The sequence below is a fragment of the Streptomyces sp. NPDC002623 genome (assembly GCF_053592635.1).
This window is the reverse complement of the sequence record NZ_JBSFWB010000023.1, coordinates 49,795-69,791: the sequence shown is the minus strand read 5'-3', so window position 1 is coordinate 69,791 and position 19,997 is coordinate 49,795. Positions and strand designations below refer to the sequence as shown.

General features: G+C 71.9%; 19 protein-coding genes. 15 read left to right on the top strand and 4 right to left on the bottom strand.

Annotation, left to right across the window (positions count from 1 at the left end):
• Positions 1–9: 9 nt before the first annotated feature.
• The 6 genes from ribH to ACWD4O_RS33700 all read left to right on the top strand — a co-directional run bounded on the left by ribH (position 10) and on the right by ACWD4O_RS33700 (position 4,816).
• Complete coding sequence (gene ribH, locus ACWD4O_RS33725) at positions 10–495, top strand: 6,7-dimethyl-8-ribityllumazine synthase (protein ID WP_171144229.1); 486 nt, start codon at positions 10–12, stop codon at positions 493–495.
• 33 nt (positions 496–528) lie between these two features.
• Positions 529–801 carry a phosphoribosyl-ATP diphosphatase gene (locus ACWD4O_RS33720; protein ID WP_450948731.1) on the top strand — a complete coding sequence of 91 codons (273 nt, stop codon included), beginning with the start codon at positions 529–531 and terminating at the stop codon, positions 799–801.
• Positions 802–847: 46 nt separating this feature from the next.
• On the top strand, positions 848–1,696 hold the full coding sequence (gene hisG, locus ACWD4O_RS33715; protein WP_451285752.1) for an ATP phosphoribosyltransferase: 849 nt from the start codon (positions 848–850) through the stop codon (positions 1,694–1,696).
• 23 nt (positions 1,697–1,719) lie between these two features.
• Positions 1,720–2,202: a PH domain-containing protein gene (locus ACWD4O_RS33710; protein ID WP_451285750.1), complete on the top strand. Its 483-nt coding sequence runs from the start codon at positions 1,720–1,722 to the stop codon at positions 2,200–2,202.
• 206 nt (positions 2,203–2,408) lie between these two features.
• Positions 2,409–3,734, top strand: coding sequence for a hemolysin family protein (locus tag ACWD4O_RS33705; RefSeq protein WP_358807491.1), 1,326 nt, complete (start codon positions 2,409–2,411; stop codon positions 3,732–3,734).
• Complete coding sequence (locus ACWD4O_RS33700; protein WP_451285748.1) at positions 3,731–4,816, top strand: hemolysin family protein; 1,086 nt, start codon at positions 3,731–3,733, stop codon at positions 4,814–4,816. The genes ACWD4O_RS33705 and ACWD4O_RS33700 overlap by 4 nt, the downstream gene beginning before the upstream one ends.
• 14 nt (positions 4,817–4,830) lie before the next feature.
• On the opposite strand, the gene ACWD4O_RS33695 is transcribed toward ACWD4O_RS33700, so the two are convergent.
• Together ACWD4O_RS33695 and ACWD4O_RS33690 are read right to left on the bottom strand one after the other, a co-directional pair.
• Positions 4,831–6,696, bottom strand: a complete 1,866-nt coding sequence (locus tag ACWD4O_RS33695) for an AAA family ATPase (RefSeq protein ID WP_358807493.1) — start codon at positions 6,694–6,696, stop codon at positions 4,831–4,833.
• A gap of 440 nt (positions 6,697–7,136) precedes the next feature.
• Positions 7,137–7,757, bottom strand: coding sequence for a uridine kinase family protein (locus ACWD4O_RS33690; RefSeq protein WP_451285872.1), 621 nt, complete (start codon positions 7,755–7,757; stop codon positions 7,137–7,139).
• A 220-nt stretch (positions 7,758–7,977) separates the two neighbouring features.
• On the opposite strand from ACWD4O_RS33690, the gene ACWD4O_RS33685 reads away from it, so the two are divergent.
• The 3 genes from ACWD4O_RS33685 (at position 7,978) to ACWD4O_RS33675 (ending at position 10,294) form a co-directional block, all read left to right on the top strand.
• Positions 7,978–9,363, top strand: coding sequence for a peptidase C39 family protein (locus ACWD4O_RS33685; RefSeq protein ID WP_451285746.1), 1,386 nt, complete (start codon positions 7,978–7,980; stop codon positions 9,361–9,363).
• Positions 9,364–9,419: 56 nt separating this feature from the next.
• Entirely contained in the window at positions 9,420–9,560 is a 141-nt protein-coding gene (locus ACWD4O_RS33680; protein WP_450948736.1) for an SCO1431 family membrane protein, read from the top strand.
• Between the two features lie 74 nt (positions 9,561–9,634).
• On the top strand, positions 9,635–10,294 hold the full coding sequence (locus ACWD4O_RS33675) for a TetR/AcrR family transcriptional regulator (protein WP_451285744.1): 660 nt from the start codon (positions 9,635–9,637) through the stop codon (positions 10,292–10,294).
• 89 nt (positions 10,295–10,383) lie between these two features.
• Here the strand turns inward: ACWD4O_RS33675 and ACWD4O_RS33670 are convergent, their stop codons facing one another.
• Positions 10,384–11,634 (bottom strand): glycoside hydrolase family 18 protein, encoded by a 1,251-nt coding sequence (locus ACWD4O_RS33670; RefSeq protein WP_451285742.1) that lies wholly within the window; start codon positions 11,632–11,634, stop codon positions 10,384–10,386.
• Positions 11,635–11,830: 196 nt separating this feature from the next.
• Between ACWD4O_RS33670 and ACWD4O_RS33665 the strand changes: the two genes are divergently transcribed.
• The 3 genes from ACWD4O_RS33665 to ACWD4O_RS33655 all read left to right on the top strand — a co-directional run bounded on the left by ACWD4O_RS33665 (position 11,831) and on the right by ACWD4O_RS33655 (position 15,685).
• Entirely contained in the window at positions 11,831–13,006 is a 1,176-nt protein-coding gene (locus tag ACWD4O_RS33665; protein WP_451285740.1) for an acyl-CoA dehydrogenase family protein, read from the top strand.
• A 455-nt stretch (positions 13,007–13,461) separates the two neighbouring features.
• Positions 13,462–14,586, top strand: coding sequence for a hypothetical protein (locus ACWD4O_RS33660; protein ID WP_451285738.1), 1,125 nt, complete (start codon positions 13,462–13,464; stop codon positions 14,584–14,586).
• Between the two features lie 4 nt (positions 14,587–14,590).
• On the top strand, positions 14,591–15,685 hold the full coding sequence (locus ACWD4O_RS33655) for a phosphotransferase family protein (protein WP_451285736.1): 1,095 nt from the start codon (positions 14,591–14,593) through the stop codon (positions 15,683–15,685).
• Between the two features lie 28 nt (positions 15,686–15,713).
• On the opposite strand, the gene ACWD4O_RS33650 is transcribed toward ACWD4O_RS33655, so the two are convergent.
• Positions 15,714–16,169: a hypothetical protein gene (locus tag ACWD4O_RS33650; RefSeq protein WP_451285734.1), complete on the bottom strand. Its 456-nt coding sequence runs from the start codon at positions 16,167–16,169 to the stop codon at positions 15,714–15,716.
• A 288-nt stretch (positions 16,170–16,457) separates the two neighbouring features.
• Between ACWD4O_RS33650 and ACWD4O_RS33645 the strand changes: the two genes are divergently transcribed.
• From ACWD4O_RS33645 to ACWD4O_RS33635, 3 genes are all read left to right on the top strand, one after another.
• Positions 16,458–16,898, top strand: coding sequence for an Lrp/AsnC family transcriptional regulator (locus ACWD4O_RS33645; RefSeq protein ID WP_310433982.1), 441 nt, complete (start codon positions 16,458–16,460; stop codon positions 16,896–16,898).
• Between the two features lie 48 nt (positions 16,899–16,946).
• Positions 16,947–18,563 carry an amidohydrolase gene (locus tag ACWD4O_RS33640; RefSeq protein WP_451285732.1) on the top strand — a complete coding sequence of 539 codons (1,617 nt, stop codon included), beginning with the start codon at positions 16,947–16,949 and terminating at the stop codon, positions 18,561–18,563.
• Positions 18,564–19,131: 568 nt separating this feature from the next.
• The gene (locus ACWD4O_RS33635; protein ID WP_451285730.1) at positions 19,132–19,968 is read left to right on the top strand and encodes a polyprenol monophosphomannose synthase; all 837 of its coding nucleotides are present in this window, start codon (positions 19,132–19,134) and stop codon (positions 19,966–19,968) included.
• Positions 19,969–19,997: the final 29 nt, after the last annotated feature.

Genomic DNA, 19,997 nt, shown 5'->3' with positions numbered 1-19,997 from the left:
AGGAGAGACGTGAGCGGCAAGGGTGCACCGGAACTGTCCGTACGCAATGTGGGTGACCTGCGGGTCGCCGTCATCGCGGCACAGTGGCACGAGAAGGTGATGGATGGTCTGGTCGACGGCGCGCTGCGCGCCCTGCACGACCTCGGCATCGACGAGCCGACCCTCCTGCGGGTCCCCGGCAGCTGGGAGCTCCCGGTCGTCGCCAAGGTGCTGGCGGGGCGCGGCTACGACGCGATCGTCGCCCTCGGAGTCGTCATCCGCGGCGGCACCCCGCACTTCGAGTACGTGTGCCAGGGCGTCACCCAGGGCCTCACCCAGGTCTCCGTGGAGACCGGCGTCCCTATCGGCATGGGCGTCCTCACCTGCGACACCGAGGAGCAGGCCCTGGACCGGGCCGGCATCGAGGGCTCGAACGAGGACAAGGGACACGAGGCGGTGACGGCGGCCGTGGCGACCGCGGCCACCCTCCGCTCAGTATCTGAACCCTGGCGCTAGGCCGGCCGACACAACGGCTAGGGTGGGATCACCATGTCCAAGAAGACGTTCGAGGAGCTCTTCGTCGAGCTCCAGCAGAAGGCCGCCACCGGCGACCCCGCCACTTCCCGCACCGCTGAGCTCGTCGGGAAGGGCGTCCATGCCATCGGCAAGAAGGTCGTCGAAGAGGCCGCCGAGGTCTGGATGGCGGCCGAGTACGAGGGCAAGGAGGCAGCCGCCGAGGAGATCTCGCAGCTGCTCTACCACGTCCAGGTGATGATGGTCGCCCGCGGAATCTCGCTGGACGACGTGTACGCCCACCTGTAAAACCGCTTTCAGACAAACCCCCTTTCAAGCGAAGGAAGCCGACCTCATGCTGCGCATCGCCGTCCCCAACAAGGGTTCCCTGTCAGGCCCTGCGGCGGAGATGCTGCATGAGGCCGGCTACCAGCAGCGCCGGGAGTCCAAGGAACTGCGGATCGTCGACCCGGTCAACGAGGTCGAGTTCTTCTACCTCCGCCCCCGCGACATCGCGATCTACGTCTCCTCCGGCCGCCTCGACATCGGCGTCACCGGCCGCGATCTGCTGATCGACTCCGGCGCCAACGCCGAGGAGATCCTGCCGCTCGGCTTCGCCCGCTCCACCTTCCGCTTCGCCTCCAAGCCGGGCGCGGCGGCCGGCGTCGAGGACCTCAAGGGCAAGACGGTCGCCACCTCGTACGAGGGGATCGTCGCCAAGCACCTCGCCGACAACGGCATCGATGCCGCTGTCGTCCACCTGGACGGCGCCGTCGAGACCGCCATCGAGCTGGGCGTCGCCGAGGTCATCGCGGACGTCGTCGAGACCGGCACCTCGCTGCGCAACGCGGGTCTCGAGGTCTTCGGCGACCCGATCATGAAGTCCGAGGCCGTCGTGATCCGCCGCACCGGCGCGGACGTCGAGGAGCCCAAGGTCCAGCAGTTCCTGCGCCGCCTGCAGGGCGTCCTGGTCGCCCGGACGTACGTGATGATGGACTACGACTGCCGGGTCGAGCAGCTCGAGAAGGCCGTCGCGCTGACCCCGGGCCTGGAGTCGCCGACCGTCTCCCCGCTGCACAACGAGGGCTGGGTCGCCGTCCGTGCCATGGTCCCCGCCAAGGAGGCCCAGCGGATCATGGACGACCTGTACGACATCGGCGCCCGCGCCATCCTGACCACGGCCATCCACGCCTGCCGCCTCTGAGGCCCCGAGAGACCTACGCGAAGATGCCCGATACCCCGGGTGGCGACCTGCCCACCCTCCCCGTCACGTTCCGGCCGGGCCGCACCCGTGTGGTGCTGCTCACGGCCGGAGTCGCGATCCTGCTCGTCATCTCCGCCGTGGCGATGCTGCTGGAGCAGCTCGGCCCGGGGGAGCGGCTCAGCTTCATCCTCACCGGCGCCCTCGTCTTCTGGGTGCTGGCCCAGCTCGCCCGGGTGCGGGTCGCCGCCGACGACTCCGGTGTCACGGTCGTGAACATCGCCTCCAAACGACGCCTGGCCTGGGCGGAAATCCTCCGGGTGAACCTCCGGCCGGGCGATCCCTGGGTGTTCCTCGACCTCAGCGACGGCACCAGCCTGCCGGCGCTCGGCATTCAGCCGGGCATCGACAAGCAGCAGGCCATCGCCGACGCGCGGGCCCTGCGCGCGCTCGCCGAAGCCAGGTCGATCCGGGACCCCGAGAAGGACTCCGAGCAAGATCAGGGCTGACTCGGGGCCGTCCACCCTGCCGCAGAAGCCCCTGTCTTGATTAATCTGGTGACGGAGGCGTTCCCCTTGCGCCTCCGCCCCTGTTGTGCCCTGCCGGGCGCACGGGGGTTCCTGCTACCCGAGGAGTGACCCTCTCCGGCGATGGACGGTTCGTCCTGTAGTACCTGCGCCGCCCCCATCCGACATAGCTCGGAGGCGGCGGCAACATGACCACCCCCTTGCTGCTCCTGGCAGCCGCGTTCCTGCTCATCCTCGCCAACGGCTTCTTCGTCGCCGCCGAGTTCGGCCTCGTCACGGTCGAGCGCCCGGAGGCCGAGAAGGCCGCCGCCGAGGGCGACAAACGAGCCCGTACGGTCGTCGAGTCGCTGAAGGAACTGTCCTTCCAGCTCTCCGGCACCCAGCTCGGCATCACCATCACCTCCCTCGTCGTCGGCATGCTGGCCGAACCGGCGCTCGCGGAGCTGCTGCACGGCCCGTTCACCGCGATCGGCATCCCCGAGGGCGCCGTCTCCGGTGTCGCCGTGGTCGTCGGCATGCTGCTGGCGTCCGCCGTGCAGATGGTGATCGGCGAGCTCGTGCCCAAGAACTGGGCGGTGTCCAAGCCCCTGCAGGTCGCGCGGTTCGTCGCGGGCCCGCAGGCCGCCTTCTCACGCCTGTTCCGGCCGGTGATCTCGGCTCTCAACACCGTCGCCAACCGTCTGGTGCGCGCGCTGGGCGTCGAGCCCACCGAGGAGCTGGCCTCCGCCCGGACCCCGGGCGAACTGGTGTCCCTGGCCCGTCACTCGGCCCAGGCCGGCGCCCTCGAACAGGACACGGCCGACCTGTTCGTGCGGACCCTGTCGCTGGCCGAGCTGACCGCGCAGCACGTCATGACCCCGCGGGTGAAGGTCAGCGCCCTGCAGTCGTCGGCCACCGCCGAGGACGTGGTCAACCTGACCAGGGCCACCGGCCTGTCCCGGTTCCCGGTCTACCGCGAGAAGATCGACGAGATCGTCGGCATGGTCCACCTCAAGGACGCCCTGGCGATCCCCGTCCACGACCGGCTGCGCACCCCGCTCGGCCGGATCGCCCGCCCGGCGCTGCTGGTCCCCGAGACCCTGCCCGTCCAGCCCCTGCTGGCCCGGCTGCGCAGCGAGCAGCCCATCGCCGTCGTCGTCGACGAGTACGGCGGCACGGCCGGCGTGGTCACCCTGGAGGACATCGTCGAGGAGATCGTCGGCGAGGTCCGCGACGAGCACGACGGCCAGGACACCCCCGAACTCGCCGCGGCCCCGCCCGAGGAGGGCAGGCCCGCCTGGGACGTGGACGGCAGCTGCCGCGTCGACACCCTCCAGCGCATAGGCCTGGAGGTCCCCGAGGGACCGTACGAGACGGTGGCCGGGCTCGTCGCCGACCTGCTCGGGCGCATCCCGGCCGTCGGCGACCGGGCCGAGCTGCCCGGCTGGCGGCTCTCGGTGCGCAGGGTCGGCCACTACCGGGCCGAACGGGTCCGGCTGGTGCGGACCGGCCAGGTCGTGGAGGTCTCCCGATGAGCGCCCTCCAACTCGTCTTCGCCGCACTGCTCGTGCTCACCAACGGCTTCTTCGTCGGCGCCGAGTTCGCGCTCGTCTCCGTCCGGCGCAGCCAGATCGAGCCATTGGGCACCGCGCGGGCCCGCCAGGTCCTGCACGGCCTGGAGCGCCTGCCCCAGATGATGGCGGCGGCCCAGTTCGGCATCACCGTCTGCTCCCTCACCCTGGGCGCGGTCGCCGAACCGACGGTCGCCCAGCTGCTGGAGCCGCTGTTCGAGTGGATCCACCTCCCGCACGGGATGATCCATCCGCTGGGCTATGTCATAGCCCTCGCGGCCGTGGTCTTCTTCCACCTCGTCATCGGCGAGATGGTCCCGAAGAACCTCGCCATGGCGGCCCCCGAGAAGGCCGCGCTGTGGCTCGGCCCCGGTCTGGTCGCCTTCGCCCGGCTGTGCCGGCCGATCACCGTGGCCCTCGGCGCCTGCGCCCAGGGCATCCTGCGGCTCTTCCACGTGGAGCCCCGGGACGAGGTGGAGGCCGTCGTCACGAGCGAGCAGCTGAACCGGCTGCTGGAGGACTCCGGCCAGGCCGGTCTGCTCGCCCCCGAGGAGCAGGAGCGGCTGGAGGACGCGCTGGAGCTGGGCTCCCGTCCGGTGACGGACGTGCTGTTGAAGCGTGAGTCCCTGGTCACGGTCGGCCCGGCGGTCACCCCGGGCCAGATCGTCGAGCTGACCGCCCGCACCGGCTACTCGCGCTTCCCGGTCGCCGCGGAGAACGGCGCCTACATGGGCTACCTGCATGTGAAGGACGTCCTCGACGTGGAGGACTCCGAGCGGGCGGTGCCGCAGCAGGTGTGGCGTCCGATGACGACACTCCGCTCCGACCTGCCGCTGGACGACGCCCTGACGGTCATGCGCCGGGCGGCGACCCATCTGGCGCAGGTCGCCGACGCGTCCGGCAAGGTCCTCGGCCTGGTCACGCTGGAGGACGTGCTGGAGCTGCTGGTCGGCGAGGTCACCGACCCCGCCCACCGGGAGATTCGGGAGGTCCGACTGACCGAGCCGAGGGCGAGCGACGATCCGGAGGAGGCGCTGGCGAGCTGACGCTCCGCGGGCCGTCACGTCGGGGAGGGATCCTGTGGGCCCCTCCCCGAGAGGACCTCGCCGTACGCCTGCATCAGATCCGGAAGCCGCAGTGTCGACAAGTCGTCCCGGGTCAGTGCGCCCGGGTAGGTCGACAGACGCAGATCCCGGTAGGCGCAGCTCTTCTCGTACAGGGTCCGAAGGAACCGTCCGTTGCCCAGCTCGTCGATCCACCCCTGGTCGACCACGTGCCCGGCGATCGAGCGCAGCTCGTCCAGGGCCTCCTCGTCCCACACGTCACCGTTCTCCGCGGCCAGCACCTCGCCGATGGAGGTGAGCTCGAGAGGGCGGTAGGAGGGGAAGTCGACGCGGGTCGTGAAGCGGGAGGACAGCCCGGGGTTCGCGGCCAGCAGCCGGTCCATGCCCTCCGGGTAGCCGGCCAGGATCACCACCAGGTGGTCCCGGTTGTCCTCGGCCCGCTTCAGCAGCACCTGCAACGCCTCGTCGCCGTACGCGTCGCCCTTGCCGTAGCCGGAGTTGGAGAGCGAGTACGCCTCGTCCACGAAGAGCACCCCGCCCAGCGCGGAGTCGATCAGCTCGTTGGCCTTCACGGCCGTCTGGCCGAGGTACTCGCCCACCAGGTCGGCCCGCTGGGCCTCCACGAGATGGTCGCCGCCCAGCAGCCCGAGGGCGTAGAAGACGCGGCCGAGGATGCGGGCTACCGTGGTCTTGCCGGTGCCGGAGGGCCCGGAGAAGACGAAGTGCCGCTTCGGCGGCTGGACCGGAAGGCCCTGCCCGGTCCGCAGCCGGGCCATGTTGAGCTGTGCCGACAGGGCCTTGACCTGGCGTTTCACCGGCTCCAGGCCCACCATGCGTTCCAGTTCGGCGAGCGCCTCCTCGAGTAACACGGGGTCGGTGGGCCCGGCCGGCAGCGGGGAGGCGACGAGGTTCTTCTCGCGCACCGCGGGGTCGGTCACCGACGGCAGCGGGACGACCGGAGGCAGGTCGGCCGGCTCGGTGAGCCGCAGGTCCCGGCCTTCCGTGCCGAACAGCGGGTCGAAGCCGTCCGGCCCGTCCACCATGTCCTGCCCGACCCCGGTGAGCGTGATCGCCGCGAAGTCGGCCGTGTCGTCGTACCCGTCGCCCTCGGCGATCGCGGCGAGCCGGGCCGTGGTGTCCATGAAGGCGGCGTCGACGCGGTGCACCGCCCGGTACAGCGGGAGCGCGGCCGCCGAACGGCCGGTGCCCTCGTGCGCCCGGGCCAGCCAGTACCGCAGCTCCTTGCGCTGCGGCTGTTCGCTGCGGCAGCGCATCAGGGCCGCCGAGAGCAGCGGCTCGGCCTGTCCGTACATCTCCAGCCGCACCCGGGCCATCCCGCCGAACAGCCCGGCCTCGATGCCCAGCAGCGGATCGTCGAGCAGCGGGTCGGTGTGCCGGACCAGCTGTTCCCAGTCCTTGACCAGGTAGGCGCGGCAGGCGTGCAGGAAGCGGACCTGGTGGTCGGTGTCGACGGGCGGGAGCCCGGCGAGCGCCCGGTCCAGCTCGGGCACATGACGGCCGTCCAGCCAGTGCGAGGCGTGCGCGAGGAGCAGATCGCGCGGACTCTCCAGCACCGGCTGGACCCACCAGCCCAGCCAGTACCAGGAGTTGAGGGTGCGGCGGTGCCGGGTCCGCTGCTCGCCGAAGCGCTCGCGGTGCCGGAACATCCGCAGCAGCGCGGTCGTCGTGTCGACGCGCAGCGCGTGCAGCCCGAGCCAGCCGTCGGCCATCCCCGGGTCGATCCGCACCGCGGTGCGGAACTCCTCCTCCGCCTGCGGATACGCGCCCATGGTGTAGGCGTCCACGCCGCGTAGCCAGGCGAGGTCGGCCGGGGCCTCCAGACCCTGCGTTCCGAAGTCCATCACGTCCCCCACGAACCGTGCCCCCGTCGGTAGACAGCCGGGCCGTCTCTCGCCGGCTGCCTTGGTCGAACCGCTGTGCCGCGGACCGGAGTTGCCAGGTGCGCGTAAGCCCTGTCCAGGTCGCACCGAGGGCATCGTACCTGCGTCGGCACGGCCCGCCGTAGGGTGCCGCACAGGCCGTTTGGCGAGGTGGGAGCAGGACGGGGCGCATACCGGGCGGTGACCCAGGGTGAGCGAAACATGCCGCGTCGCGTCCGGAAAAGGGGCGGCGAACGGGCTGAGGGCAGAACGAAGCCCCCGATCACGGGGGAACAACCGGGGGCTTCGCGTCTGAGGGCGGCTTCGAATGCCGCACATTCAGAACGTAAGTCCTGTACGGGCCACCGGTCAAGCGGAGTTGGAGCACTTGGCGAACTTCGAATGTGGGAGCCTTCACAGGTTCACCACATCGCGGGTGGCCCCTCACGGTGGGTGACATCCTGGTGCGGACCAATGCCTCCCACGGGCCCCGGCAGCACCTCGTACCCCTGCTGCAACTGCCGCACCAGCAGATCCGCATACGGTCGCGAGGGATCCTCGGCGAAGTGGCCGACTTCGGCCGGAACCCACCCGTCCCAGAACTCCCGCTGCTCCTCCCCGTCCCGCGACCGTCCACGCGCCCAGGCCTCCTCGGCCGGCACATCCATCCACAGCAGACACGCCAGGAACGGCCGCAGGGCGCGGCGGCCCGCGCCGACCCCCTCGACCAGGACGACGGGCGCGGCGGGCAGTGCCCCGGCCGGGCCGAAGCGGCGGGCGCGCCAGTCGTAGGAGGCGTAGCGCGCGCTCTCGCCGCGGCCGAAGGGCTCGATCACCTGGGCGAGCAGGCGGTCGGTCCAGGCGAAGAGCTCGTCGTGGCTGGCGATGTCGTCGAGGCGCAGCACCGGCGCACCGCCCAGCGCCTCGGCCAGCCGCCGGGCGAAGGTCGACTTCCCCGAGCCGGCGTGTCCGTCGACGGCGATCAGCCGCACCGGCCCGCAGGACGGGGGCAGGCGGCGGAGCCGGGCGGCGAGCTGGTCGATGACGGGTCCTGGGGTGGGGGAGCGGGGGAGCGGGGAGCGGGCGGGCCCTGGAGGGGGCGGGGGAGCGGGAAGGCGTCGGTACGGCGCGAAAGTCTACGGCCGCCGGCCCACACGACTGGCTCAGGCCCGCTGCCTTCGCGGGCGTGGCACCGGCAAAAGTGCCGGTGAGCGAGTCCATAGTGGGCGCACAGCCGTGCAGACACCTTGGGGGTCCCCGCCCATGAGCAGAGTCGAACAGCCGTCCCGTAGATCGGTCCTCGCCACCGTGGTCGCCGCCGCACTGGCAGGGGGCTCGACACCGTCCGCGACGGCCGCCGACGCGGTGGACACGGGGAGCTCCGCAGGCGCCGGGGACGCGGAAACGGCCCCGGCCCGTTCCGTCGACCACCACGCCTGGACCACCTACGCCGACTGGAGCGCCGGCACCGCCCGGGGCGCCCGTGCCGTCGCGGGCGACCGTCCGGGCGTCGCCGTCGCCACCCCGCTCGGCGTCGTCGACTACACCGACCCGCACACCAGGACCACCGCCGCCTGGGAACACGCGACCTGGACCTCCCCGCTCCACACGCTCGCCGTCCCCTCGACGGAGGTGATCGCCTCCTGGAACGCGAGCACCCCGGCCGGGACCTGGCTCCAGGTCGAGCTGAAGGGCTCCTACTCCGACGGCACGGACACCCCCTGGTACGTGATGGGCCGCTGGGCCTCCGGCGACCAGGACGTCAAACGGACCTCTGTCGACGGCCAGAAGGACGGCAGAAGCACCGTCTGGACCGACACGCTCTCGATCGACGACGCCTCGACAGGCCTGCGCGTCGTCTCGTACCGCCTGCGGCTCACCCTGTACCGCCGGCCCGGCACCCGGCTCACCCCGACCGTGTGGCGGCTGGGCGCGATGGGCTCCGATGTACCGGACCGCTTCACCGTGCCGGCCTCCGTGCCCGGCCTCGCGCACGAGCTGGACGTCCCGCGCTATTCGCAGGAGATCCACCAGGGCCAGTACCCCGAGTACGACAGCGGCGGCGAGGCCTGGTGCAGCCCGACCTCCTCGCAGATGATCGTCGAGTACTGGGGCGGCCGGCTCAGCGCCCAGCAGCTGGCGTGGGTCGACCCCGCCTACGCCGACCCGCAGGTGTGCCACGCGGCCCGCTTCACCTACGACCACCAGTACGGCGGCTGCGGCAACTGGCCGTTCAACGCCGCCTACGCGGCCACCTTCGCCGGCCTGCAGGGCGTGGTCACCCGGCTCGGCTCGCTCACCGACCTCGAGACGCTGATCGCCGCCGGGATCCCGGCCATGACGTCCCAGTCCTTCCTCAAGGAGGAGCTCACCGGAGCGGGCTACGGCACCGCCGGGCATCTGATGGCCGTGATCGGCTTCACGGCCGCGGGCGATGTGATCGCCAACGATCCGTTCTCGGCCGACGACTTGGCGGTACGGCGCGTGTACCGGCGGCGGGAGTTCGAGAACATCTGGCTCAGGACCAGGCGCCACAACGCGAGCGGCAACGTCGTCTCCGGCACCGGAGGCGTCTGCTACCTCTACTTCCCGGCGCGTCCGACCGCGCGCCAGCGCCAGGCCCTCACCGCGGTGGGCGTCCCCGTGTGAGCCCGTGTGAGTAAGGTCTCTGCCGCAAATGCCTCGTCAGGTGGCAAGGTGGACGTATGACCGCACAGACAGCCACCGCCGCCCGCACCCGCACCGGCGGTCCCGAGACCGACGGCCCGAAGCTCCTGGAACACGTCCTGGGCTGGGTACTCGTCGCGGTCGTCGCGATGCTGATCACCCAGCTCGGACTGCTGTGACGGGTGGGACCTGACGCACGGTTGACCTGACATACTGCGGATGTCCCGCAGACTGCCCGAGACCAGGGTCGAAATTGAATATCAGTGAACAGCGCGAAGTCGCCCGTCCCCGGGCACGCGGCACCGAGCGCTCACTGGCGCGTCGCGCCGAACTCATCTCCATCGGGCGGAAGTTGTTCGCCGACACGTCCTACGACGCGCTCTCGATGGACGACATCGCCCGGCAGGCGCATGTCGCCAAAGGGCTGATCTACTACTACTTCCAGTCCAAGCGCGGCTACTACCTGGCGATCATCCAGGACTCCGTCGCCGACCTGGTCACCTTCGCGGCGAGCGGTCATGAACTGCCCCAGGTGGACCGGGTGCACCGCACCATCGACAGCTACCTGCGCTACGCCGAGCACAACCAGGCCGCCTACCGGACGATCGTCAGCGGCGGCGTCGGCTTCGACACCGAGGTGCACGCCATCCGGGACGGGGTGCGCGCGGCCATCGTCTCGACCATCGCCGAGGGCGCGTACGGCAGTGCCGACATCCCGCCGCTGCCCCGTATGGGCCTGCTGGCCTGGGTGTGCAGCGTCGAGGGCGCCACCCTGGCATGGATCGACCGCCCCGAACTCTCCCGCGAGGTCATGGGCGACCTGCTGGTGAAGACCCTGGGCGGCTCCATGCGCGCCATCGAGGAGATCGACCCCGCCTTCCCCGCGCCGAAGCCGGCCCAGCGCGAGGACTGACCCGCCGGGCAAAGAGGACTGACCCACCGGGCAAAGGGACTTGGGGCGAAGGCTCGTGGTCCCTCGCCCCAAGTGGCCTACCCGGTGGGCTACTTGATCGCTCTGATCAGCTCACCGTTCGCGGTGTCCCCGCTCAGCTCCCAGAAGAACGTGCCGCCCAGGCCCGCTTGCGACTTGTATTTCATCTTCGTGGCGATGGTCGCCGGGGTGTCGTAACTCCACCAGTCGTTCCCGCACTTGGCGTAGGCGGTGCCGCCGACCGTGCCGGTCGCCGGGCACTTGGTCTTGAGCACCTTGTAGTCCTCGTTGCCGGCCTCGTACGTGCCCGCCGCCGGCCCGGTGGCCGTGCCGCCCGGCTTCGCCTGGGTGACACCGGTCCAGCCGCGCCCGTAGAAGCCGATGCCGAGCAGCAGTTTGCGGGCCGGGATGCCCAGGCTCTTCAGCTTGGCGATCGTGGCGGCGGAGTCGTAGCCCTGCTGCGGAATGCCGGGGTACGAGGTCAGCGGCGAGTGCGGCGCCGTCGGACCGGTGGCCGCCCAGGCGCCGAAGTAGTCGTACGTCATCGGGTTGTACCAGTCGACGTACCGTGCCGCGCCGCCGTAGTCCGCCGCGTCGATCTTGCCGCCGCCGGTGGCGTCCGCGGTGATCGCCGCGGTGATCAGCTCCCGCTTGCCGAATTTGGCGCGCAGCGCCTTCATGACGTCCCGGAACGCCTCGCGACCGCTGGTGTCGCAGGTGAGGCCGCAGGCGTTCGGGTACTCCCAGTCGATGTCGATGCCGTCGAAGACGTCGGCCCACTTGGGGTTCTCGACGAGGTCGTGGCAGGACTTGGCGAAGGCCGCCGGGTCCTTGGCCGCCTCGCCGAAGCCGCCCGACCAGCTCCAGCCGCCGAACGACCAGATGACCTTGAGGTTCGGGTGCAGCTTCTTCAGCTTGCGCAGCTGGTTGAAGTTGCCGCTGAGCGGCTGGTCCGCGGTGTCGGCCACGCCGTCCACGGACTCCGCGGCGGTGAACGGCTTGTCGGTGTCCGCCCAGGAGTCGCCGAGGGCGCACTTGCCGTCGGTGACGTTGCCGAAGGCGTAGTTGATGTGGGTCAGCTTCTTCGCGGAGCCGGACGTCTCGATGTTCTTGACGTAGTACTGGCGGTCGTAGATGCCCCAGTCGGTGAAGTAGCCGACCACGTTCGAGCCGGTCGCGCCGGTGGTGTGCCCCTTGGCGGGGCCGGGCTCGCCGGCGCTGGCGGTGCTCGCGCCGACGAGCAGGGCGGCGCCGAGAGCGGCGCAACAGGCGGCTGACAGGAGCGTCCGGAACCGGGCGCGGGGGCGGAGCGGGTTGTGCATCGGGTGTCTCCTCGCAGGGGACAGGGAGGGGATCGCACGCCGATTGGCATGAACGCGGGGAAGCGTTGGACCGAAACGGTAGGTGGACTAGACCAGTTAGGTCAATGGTTCGGACCAATCAGTCGTGCAGTGGCGGCGCTCCGCGCGCATACTCACAGCGCGAAGCCGCGAGTCGGTCAGGGAGGAGGAAGCCGCCATGCCCGACCGCCCGCCGACGCCGGTGGACCGCGTCCTGCCCACGGCCGAGGCCCGGCACCTCATGACGTTGGTCCGCGACATCGCCCGCCGCGAGATCGCGCCGGCCGCCGCCGCGGAGGAGGACGCCGGACGCTTCCCGCGCGAGTTGTTCACCCTCCTGTCCGAATCGGGGCTGCTCGGTCTCCCGTACGACTCCGCGCACGGCGGCGGCGACCAGCCCTACGAGGTCTATCTCCAGGTCCTCGAAGAGCTGGCCGCGGCCCGGCTCACCGTCGGACTCGGGGTGAGCGTGCACACCCTGGCCGCCTATCCGCTGGCCGCCCACGGCACGCGGGAGCAGCGGGCCGCGCAGCTGCCGGCCGTGCTCGGCGGCGGGCTGCTCGGCGCGTACTGCCTGTCGGAGCCGTCCGCCGGCTCGGACGCGGCCTCGCTGCGGACCCGGGCCGTGCGGGAGGGCCGGGGAGACTGGGTGATCACCGGCACCAAGGCCTGGATCACCCACGGCGGGATCGCCGACTTCTACACCGTCATGGCCCGCACCGGCGGCGAGGGCGCGCGGGGGATCACGGCGTTCCTGGTGCCCGCCGACGCCGAGGGCCTGAGCGCCGCGGCCCCCGAGCGGAAGATGGGGCTGAAGGGCTCACCCACCGCCCAGGTCCACTTCGACGGCGTGCGTGTCCCGGACGCCCGGCGCATCGGCGACGAGGGCCAGGGCTTCGCGATCGCCCTGGCCGCGCTGGACTCCGGACGGCTCGGCATCGCCGCCTGCGCGGTCGGCCTCGCCCAGGCCGCCCTCGACGAGGCCGTCGCCTACGCGGGGCGGCGGCGGCAGTTCGGGCGGCCGATCGCCGACTTCCAGGGGCTGCGCTTCCTGCTCGCCGACATGGCGACCCGGATCGAGGCGGGCCGGGCGCTGTATCTGGCGGCCGCGCGGCTGCGGGACGCCGGCCGGCCGTTCGCCCGGCAGGCCGCCATGGCCAAACTCCACTGCACGGACGCCGCCATGCAGATCACCGTCGACGCCGTCCAGGTGCTGGGCGGGTACGGCTACTCCGCCGACTTCCCCGTCGAGCGCTACCTGCGCGAGGCCAAGGTCCTGCAGATCGTCGAGGGGACGAACCAGATCCAGCGGATGGTCATCGCCCGTCACCTGCTGGGTCCGGAGACCCGCTGAACTGCCCCGGCCGCACCTGCGGGGCCGCCAGCCGCGCCCACTCCGGGTCGTGGCGTCCCGGCAGGGTGCGCCCCCGGTCGGCCCAGAGACGCAGCAGGGCGCGGTAGATGGGCGGGTCCTGAGGGGCCGGCGGAGCCGGCGGAACCGATCCTGCACGGCCGGCCTCGGCGCGACCGGACTCCGTGCGACCGGACTCCGCGCGGACGGCTTCCGCGCGGAGGGCCTCTGCGCGGACGGGTTCCGGGCGAAGGGGGACGAGGAGCTGGCGGTGACGCCCGGGCGCAGCCGAATAGGTGGGGGTCATACCAGGGCAACGCGCGGCCGCGAGGCAGGTCACCGCCAGGCGTGGTCGAGCGTGAGTTCGGGCAGTGCCCCGGTTCCGGGCCGACTTTCATCTGGTCGCGGAACAACGTCTGACGTACCGTCAAATCCCTTGCCTTCAGGGAGGTGCGCTCATGGGCGACGACCGCCCCGTGCCGCTCGACGAGTACCCCGTCCACCAGGTGCCCCTGTCGATGAAACACGTCGCGACCGGGGACCGGAACGCCTACGACCGCTGCATCTTCCACGTCCTCGACCACCAGGGCCGGGCCCTGCTCATCGTCGGCCTCGGGGTCTACCCCAACCTGGGCGTGACCGACGCCTACGCCACCCTGCGCCTCGGCGATCGCCTCTTCGCCGTCCGCGCCTCCGACGCCCTCGGCGAGGACCGGATGCGGCTGGAGGTCGGCCCGCTGCGCATCCGGGTCGAGCGCCCGCTGCGGGACTTCGTGCTGAGCTGCGCGGCGGACCCGGACGACCCCGAAGGGCTGTCGTTCGAGATCCACTGGTCGGCGGACTTCCCGGCCCTGTGGGAGCCGCACCACCAGCAGCGGCGCGGTGGACGGCTCACGCTGGAGGGGAAGCGGTTCGTACAGGCGGGACGGTGCGTGGGGTGGCTGCGCGCGGGCGGCGCCCTGACCCGGCTGACGGCCGGCGCGTGGACCGGCACCCGCGACCGCAGCTGGGGCGTCCGGCCGGTGCCGGGCGAGGAGGGCGGGCGGCTCGCCCAGGACCATCCGACCGAGGGATTCCACTGGATCTGGTGCCCGGTCCGCTTCGACGACCGCTTCCTGATGGTCATCACGCAGGAGGACGCCGACGGCTACCGCTCCCTGAACGACGCCACGCTCGTCCGCCCCGGCCGCCGTGACCGCCAACTCGGCTGGCCCCAGGCGGAGATCACCTACCGGCCCGGCACCCGGCGGCCGGAGCGCGCCCTCATCCACCTGGGGGACCGCCGCAAACCGCTGGAACTGGAGGCGGAGATCCTCACCTCCTCCCCGCTCGCCGTCGGCGCCGGCTATCCGCCCGCCGACGACTGGCAGCACGGCACCTGGCGCGGCCCCCGCTGGACCGACCGCCGCACCTACGATCTGGCCGGCCCGCACCCCCTGGCCGGGTACGGGGTGACCGACCACGCCGCCCGGTTCCGTCTCGACGGGCGGGAGGGCCACGGGATCTTCGAACACGGTTCGTTCGGCCGCCACGACCCGAGCGGCTTCACCGGCTTCGACTCCGTCGCTCCGCAGGGGAGTTGAGAGCATGCCCGCGGCATCGCGGCCCCGCACCACGACCCGGGATCCGGAGGAACTGGCCCGTCGGCTGACCGCCTGGCTCGCCACCCGGCTGCCGGGCGCCGAGGCGGTCGGCGTGACCGTCCCCGCCGCCAACGGCATGTCCAGCGACACCTTGCTCTTCGACGTCGAACACCCTCGACCGCCCGTCCGCGCCTGTGTGTTGAGGCTCGCGGCGGATCCGGCGGCGTACACCGTCTTCCCCGTGTACGACATGGCCCGGCAGTACCGCACGATGCGAGTCGTCGCCGAGTGCACGGACGTGCCCGTGCCTCGTGTGCTGTGGCTCGAGGAGGACCCCGGCCCGCTCGGCGCGCCCTTCCTCGTCATGGAACGCGTCGAGGGGCGGGTCCCGCCCGACGTGATGCCCTACACCTACGAGGGCAACTGGCTGCACGCGGCGAGCGACACGCAGCGGGAGCGCCTGGAGGCCGCGACGATCGGCCTGCTGGCCCGGCTGCACGACCAAGTGCCCCTGGAGAAGGCCGAGTTCCTCGCTCTTCCCGGCGAAGGCGACGCGCTGCGCCGGCATGTCGCCGCCCAACGCGCCTACTACGACTGGGTCGTCGACGGCCTGCCCCGCTCACCGCTCATCGAGGACGCCTTCGACCGGCTCACGGAGCTCTGGCCGCGGGATCCGGGCGCACCGGTGCTGAACTGGGGCGACGCCCGCATCGGGAACGTGATCCACGACGGCTTCGAGCCCGTGGCCGTCCTCGACTGGGAGATGGCGGCGCTCGCCCCGCGCGAGGTGGACCTCGGCTGGACGCTCTACCTGCACCGCTTCTTCCAGGACCTCACGGTCGCCTCCGGCGGGCGCGGACTGCCCGACTTCCTGCGCCGGGAACGCGTCGAGGACCGCTATGCGCGCCTGACCGGCCACACCCCGCGGGACATGGACTTCTACACGCTGTACGCCGCGCTGCGGCAGGCGATCGTGATGCTGCGGGTGGCCTACCGGCAGGTGTACTTCGGCGAGGTCGCCGTCCCGGCCGATCCGGACACACTGATCCTGCACCACGGCAGCCTGCGGGCCATGGTGCAGGGCAGCTACTGGGATTGAGCCGGTGCGCTGAGCGCGGGAGCCGTGCTCAGGCGGCCGCGCGGCGCATCGCCGGCACGCGCATCGGGCGCGAGGCCGGGCCGCCGACGTGCGAGAACGGCTGGGTGCGCCAGTCCAGCCCCTGAGGGAGCGTCAGCAGGAGCGCGGTGTCCTGCTCCTGGAGCTCCACGGACTCGTCCGCGGGCCGGGCCTCGGAGGCCCCGCGCCCGGTCCCGGCGCAGACCGTGAGCCCGAACGGGTTCCACGGCGAGGCGCACAGGGCGTGCTCCGGCAGCACCTCCTCGTCCGCCAGCAGCGCGATGGGCTGCGCGCAGTCCGGGCAGATCACCCGGTACATCTCGAAGGTGTCGTACGCGTCGAAGTGGTCGGCGTCATCGCCGTCGAAGCCGTCGGCGTCGAAAGGTTCGACGCCCTCCGGCTCGGGCTCGACGACCGACTGGAGCCGCTTGGGCGCGGTGCGACCAGGGCGCTTAAGACTCTGCATGGGATTCTCCCCCTCGGGCTGGGCCGTTAGGCACTGCGGCCTCGACCACAGCAAGCACTTCCCAGCCCGTCTCGGAGGTAATCACGAGGGCATCACGAAGCCTTGACGAGCGCTGTGGCATTCGTCACATGCCACTTGCAGGTGCCCAGGACGCGGCCGAGTGCGTCAGGTGACTCACAAGTGACCCACAGCGGGCTCGTGGTCGACCTTCGGACACATCACAAACCGGCTATGACCTGGGCTGTATAGGTATACGTGGAGATCGCACGCACGGTAAGTTCTTGCGTCATGGAGGAGCTGGACCGACAAATCGTGCAGCTGCTCGTCAAGGACGGGCGGATGAGTTACACCGATCTGGGCAAGGCCACGGGCCTGTCCACCTCGGCCGTGCATCAGCGGGTGCGCCGGCTGGAACAGCGGGGCGTGATCCGGGGGTATGCGGCCGTCGTCGACTCCGACGCCGTCGGGCTGCCCCTGACCGCCTTCATCTCGGTGAAACCGTTCGACCCCAGCGCCCCCGACGACATCGCCGAACGGCTGGCCGGCGTGCCGGAGATCGAGGCCTGCCACAGCGTGGCCGGCGACGAGAACTACATCCTCAAGGTCCGCGTGGCCACCCCGCACGAGCTGGAGGAACTGCTGGGACGGCTCCGGGCGCTCGCCGGGGTGTCGACGCGCACGACGGTCGTGCTGTCCACCCCCTACGAGGCCCGGCCGCCGCGGATCTGAGGGGTCCCCGTGCCCGGGCGGCCCGGGCGAGGCGCGAGACTGTTCCCCATGAGTGAGCGCACCCCCGAGCCGAACACCGTCCTGCTCCGCCGAGGAGAGGTCCACAGCCCCGCCGACCCGTTCGCGACCGCGATGGTCGTCGAGCGCGGCCAGGTCGCCTGGGTCGGTTCCGAGGGCGCCGCCGACGCCTTCGCGGACGGCGTCGACGAAGTGGTCGACCTGGACGGCGCCCTCGTCACCCCGGCGTTCACCGACGCCCATGTGCACACCACCTCCACCGGCCTCGCGCTGACCGGACTCGACCTGTCCGCCGCCCCCTCGCTGGCGGCCGCCCTCGCCCTCGTCAGGGACTTCGCGGCGGCCCGTCCGCAGGACAAGGTGCTGCTCGGGCACGGCTGGGACGCCTCCCGCTGGCCGGAGGGCCGCCCGCCCCGGCGGGCCGAACTGGACGAGGCCACCGGCGGCCGTGCGCTCTACCTCAGCCGGATCGACGTCCACTCCGCCGTGGTCGGCACCGCCCTGCTCGATCTCGCGCCCGGGGCCCGCACGGCGGCCGGCTGGGCCGAGGGCGAGCCGCTCACCCGCGACGCCCACCACGCAGTCCGCGCCGCCGCGTTCGCAGCTGTGACGCCCGCTCAGCGCGCCGAGGCCCAGCGGACCGCCCTCGCGCACGCCGCCGCCCTCGGCATCGGCTCCGTCCACGAGTGCGCCGGGCCGGAGATCTCCTCCGAGGACGACTTCACCGGTCTGCTGCGGCTCGCCGCCGAGGAACCCGGCCCGCGGGTCGTCGGCTACTGGGCCGAGCAGGATGTCGACAAGGCCCGGCGGCTGGGCGCGCTCGGCGCCGCCGGGGACCTGTTCGTCGACGGCGCCCTCGGCTCGCACACCGCCTGTCTGCACGCCGCGTACACCGACGCCGCCCACACCGGCACCGCCTACCTGGGCGCCGCCGAGGTCGCCGCGCATGTGACGGCCTGCACCGAGGCCGGTCTCCAGGCAGGCTTCCACGCCATCGGCGACGCCGCCGTGACCGCCGTCGTCGAGGGCGTGCGCGCCGCAGCGGAGAAGGTCGGCCTCACCCGGATCCGCGCCGCCCGCCACCGCGTGGAGCACGCGGAGATGCTCACGCCCGAGACGATCGCCGCCTTCGCCGAACTCGGCCTCACCGCCTCGGTCCAGCCCGCCTTCGACGCCCTGTGGGGCGGCGAGGAAGGCATGTACGCCCAGCGGCTGGGCGCCGAGCGGGCCCGCACCCTGAACCCCTTCGCGGCCCTGCTGCGGGCCGGTGTCCCGCTCGCCTTCGGCTCCGACAGCCCGGTCACCCCCCTCGACCCGTGGGGCACGGTCCGCGCAGCCGCCTTCCACCGCACGCCCGAGCACCGTGTCTCCGTACGCGCCGCCTTCACGGCCCACACCCGCGGCGGCTGGCGGGCGATCGGCCGCGACGACGCGGGCGTCCTGGTCCCGGGCGCGCCCGCGGACTACGCGGTCTGGCGTACGGAGGAACTGGTGGTCCAGGCCCCCGACGACCGGGTCGCCCGCTGGTCCACCGACCCTCGATCCGGCACCCCCGGGCTGCCCGATCTGACCCCCGGCGTCGACCTGCCGGTGTGCCTGCGCACGGTGGTGGGCGGCCGCACGGTGTTCGTGCGGCCGAGCGAGTGATCTCCCGGGGCCGCGCGGCGAAGATCACCCGTCCGCCCGCCGCAGTGCGACCTGCGTCTCCTCCCCGCTGACCAGCGCATTGACCGAAGAACCGCAGGTCGAACAGCTGTTGACAGCCGACTGCGGCGGGCCGGTAGGTTCGGCGGAGTCCACCACCGGACGCCCCGCCGGGGAACATCCGCGCACTCGCCGCGGCGCCGCTGGGTCAGGGACGGTGTGCCGCACCGGCGCACCGCCACTGGCAGCCAGGCTCAGCGCCCGTGCCGCAGCGAGGGAACGTTCCGGCCGGTCGGGGAGGTGTGACCCGGGTGGGGCCCGGGCGCTCAGTAGACAACGGCATTCGGTCGACCCGCAGCCAGCGGGTCCCGGGCCGGCCCGAAGGGCGCCGGGCCCCCATCCGCAGCAGGCTTGCCGGCACCTGTGCGGGGTATGTGTGCACATAGGAGCCCAAAAGCAGATTCTTACCCCGCCCTTGCGGATACGACACCACCATTCGAACGTCCAGTCACGTCCGCTTAAGCAGCGGCCACTATGGTGGTCCCCTGCGTACGGACATGAAGGGGCAGTAGTGAACGACGGCGACGGGACCCTCGCGGCACAGGACCGAGGGAGGCGGTTGGGCCCGCTCGGCACGGCCTTGGTGATCATCCCCACCTACAACGAGGCGGAGAACATCAAGAGCATCGTCGGCCGGGTGCGCCAGGCCGTCCCCGAGGCCCATGTCCTCGTGGCCGACGACAACAGCCCCGACGGCACCGGCAAGCTCGCCGACGAACTGGCCGTCGGGGACGACCAGGTTCAGGTCCTGCACCGCAAGGGCAAGGAAGGCCTCGGCGCCGCCTATCTCGCGGGCTTCCGCTGGGGCCTGGAGAACGGCTACGGCGTGCTGATCGAGATGGACGCCGACGGCTCCCACCAGCCCGAGGAACTCCCGCGCCTGCTCACCGCGCTCAAGGGCGCCGACCTGGTCCTCGGGTCGCGCTGGGTGCCGGGCGGCCGGGTGGTGAACTGGCCCAAGTCCCGCGAGGTCATCTCCCGCGGCGGCAGCCTGTACTCCCGCCTCGCCCTCGACCTCCCGCTGCGCGACATCACCGGCGGCTACCGCGCCTTCCGCCGCGAGACCCTGGAGGGCCTCGGGCTCGACGAGGTCTCCTCCCAGGGCTACTGCTTCCAGGTCGACCTCGCCCGCCGCGCGGTCAGGGCCGGCTTCCACGTCGTCGAGGTGCCCATCACCTTCGTCGAGCGCGAGCACGGCGACTCTAAGATGAGCCGCGACATCCTCGTCGAGGCGCTCTGGCGGGTCACGGCCTGGGGCGTGGGGGAGCGGGTCGGCAAGATCACGGGCCGCACCGCCGACCAGCCGGAGCGCTCGGAGACCTCCGCGAAGTCTCACAGCGACGGCTGACCGTCCCCTTATCCCGCTCTGAGCCGGGT

What these genes read in the sequence shown, in the direction of transcription:
- ACWD4O_RS33720 (WP_450948731.1), top strand. Translation starts at nt 529, where the DNA reads ATGTCCAAGAAGACGTTCGAGGAGCTCTTCGTCGAGCTCCAGCAGAAG.
- hisG (WP_451285752.1), top strand. Translation starts at nt 848, where the DNA reads ATGCTGCGCATCGCCGTCCCCAACAAGGGTTCCCTGTCAGGCCCTGCG.
- ACWD4O_RS33710 (WP_451285750.1), top strand. Translation starts at nt 1,720, where the DNA reads ATGCCCGATACCCCGGGTGGCGACCTGCCCACCCTCCCCGTCACGTTC.
- ACWD4O_RS33705 (WP_358807491.1), top strand. Translation starts at nt 2,409, where the DNA reads ATGACCACCCCCTTGCTGCTCCTGGCAGCCGCGTTCCTGCTCATCCTC.
- ACWD4O_RS33700 (WP_451285748.1), top strand. Translation starts at nt 3,731, where the DNA reads ATGAGCGCCCTCCAACTCGTCTTCGCCGCACTGCTCGTGCTCACCAAC.
- ACWD4O_RS33695 (WP_358807493.1), bottom strand. Translation starts at nt 6,696, where the DNA reads ATGGACTTCGGAACGCAGGGTCTGGAGGCCCCGGCCGACCTCGCCTGG.
- ACWD4O_RS33685 (WP_451285746.1), top strand. Translation starts at nt 7,978, where the DNA reads ATGAGCAGAGTCGAACAGCCGTCCCGTAGATCGGTCCTCGCCACCGTG.
- ACWD4O_RS33680 (WP_450948736.1), top strand. Translation starts at nt 9,420, where the DNA reads ATGACCGCACAGACAGCCACCGCCGCCCGCACCCGCACCGGCGGTCCC.
- ACWD4O_RS33670 (WP_451285742.1), bottom strand. Translation starts at nt 11,634, where the DNA reads ATGCACAACCCGCTCCGCCCCCGCGCCCGGTTCCGGACGCTCCTGTCA.
- ACWD4O_RS33665 (WP_451285740.1), top strand. Translation starts at nt 11,831, where the DNA reads ATGCCCGACCGCCCGCCGACGCCGGTGGACCGCGTCCTGCCCACGGCC.
- ACWD4O_RS33660 (WP_451285738.1), top strand. Translation starts at nt 13,462, where the DNA reads ATGGGCGACGACCGCCCCGTGCCGCTCGACGAGTACCCCGTCCACCAG.
- ACWD4O_RS33655 (WP_451285736.1), top strand. Translation starts at nt 14,591, where the DNA reads ATGCCCGCGGCATCGCGGCCCCGCACCACGACCCGGGATCCGGAGGAA.
- ACWD4O_RS33650 (WP_451285734.1), bottom strand. Translation starts at nt 16,169, where the DNA reads ATGCAGAGTCTTAAGCGCCCTGGTCGCACCGCGCCCAAGCGGCTCCAG.
- ACWD4O_RS33645 (WP_310433982.1), top strand. Translation starts at nt 16,458, where the DNA reads ATGGAGGAGCTGGACCGACAAATCGTGCAGCTGCTCGTCAAGGACGGG.
- ACWD4O_RS33640 (WP_451285732.1), top strand. Translation starts at nt 16,947, where the DNA reads ATGAGTGAGCGCACCCCCGAGCCGAACACCGTCCTGCTCCGCCGAGGA.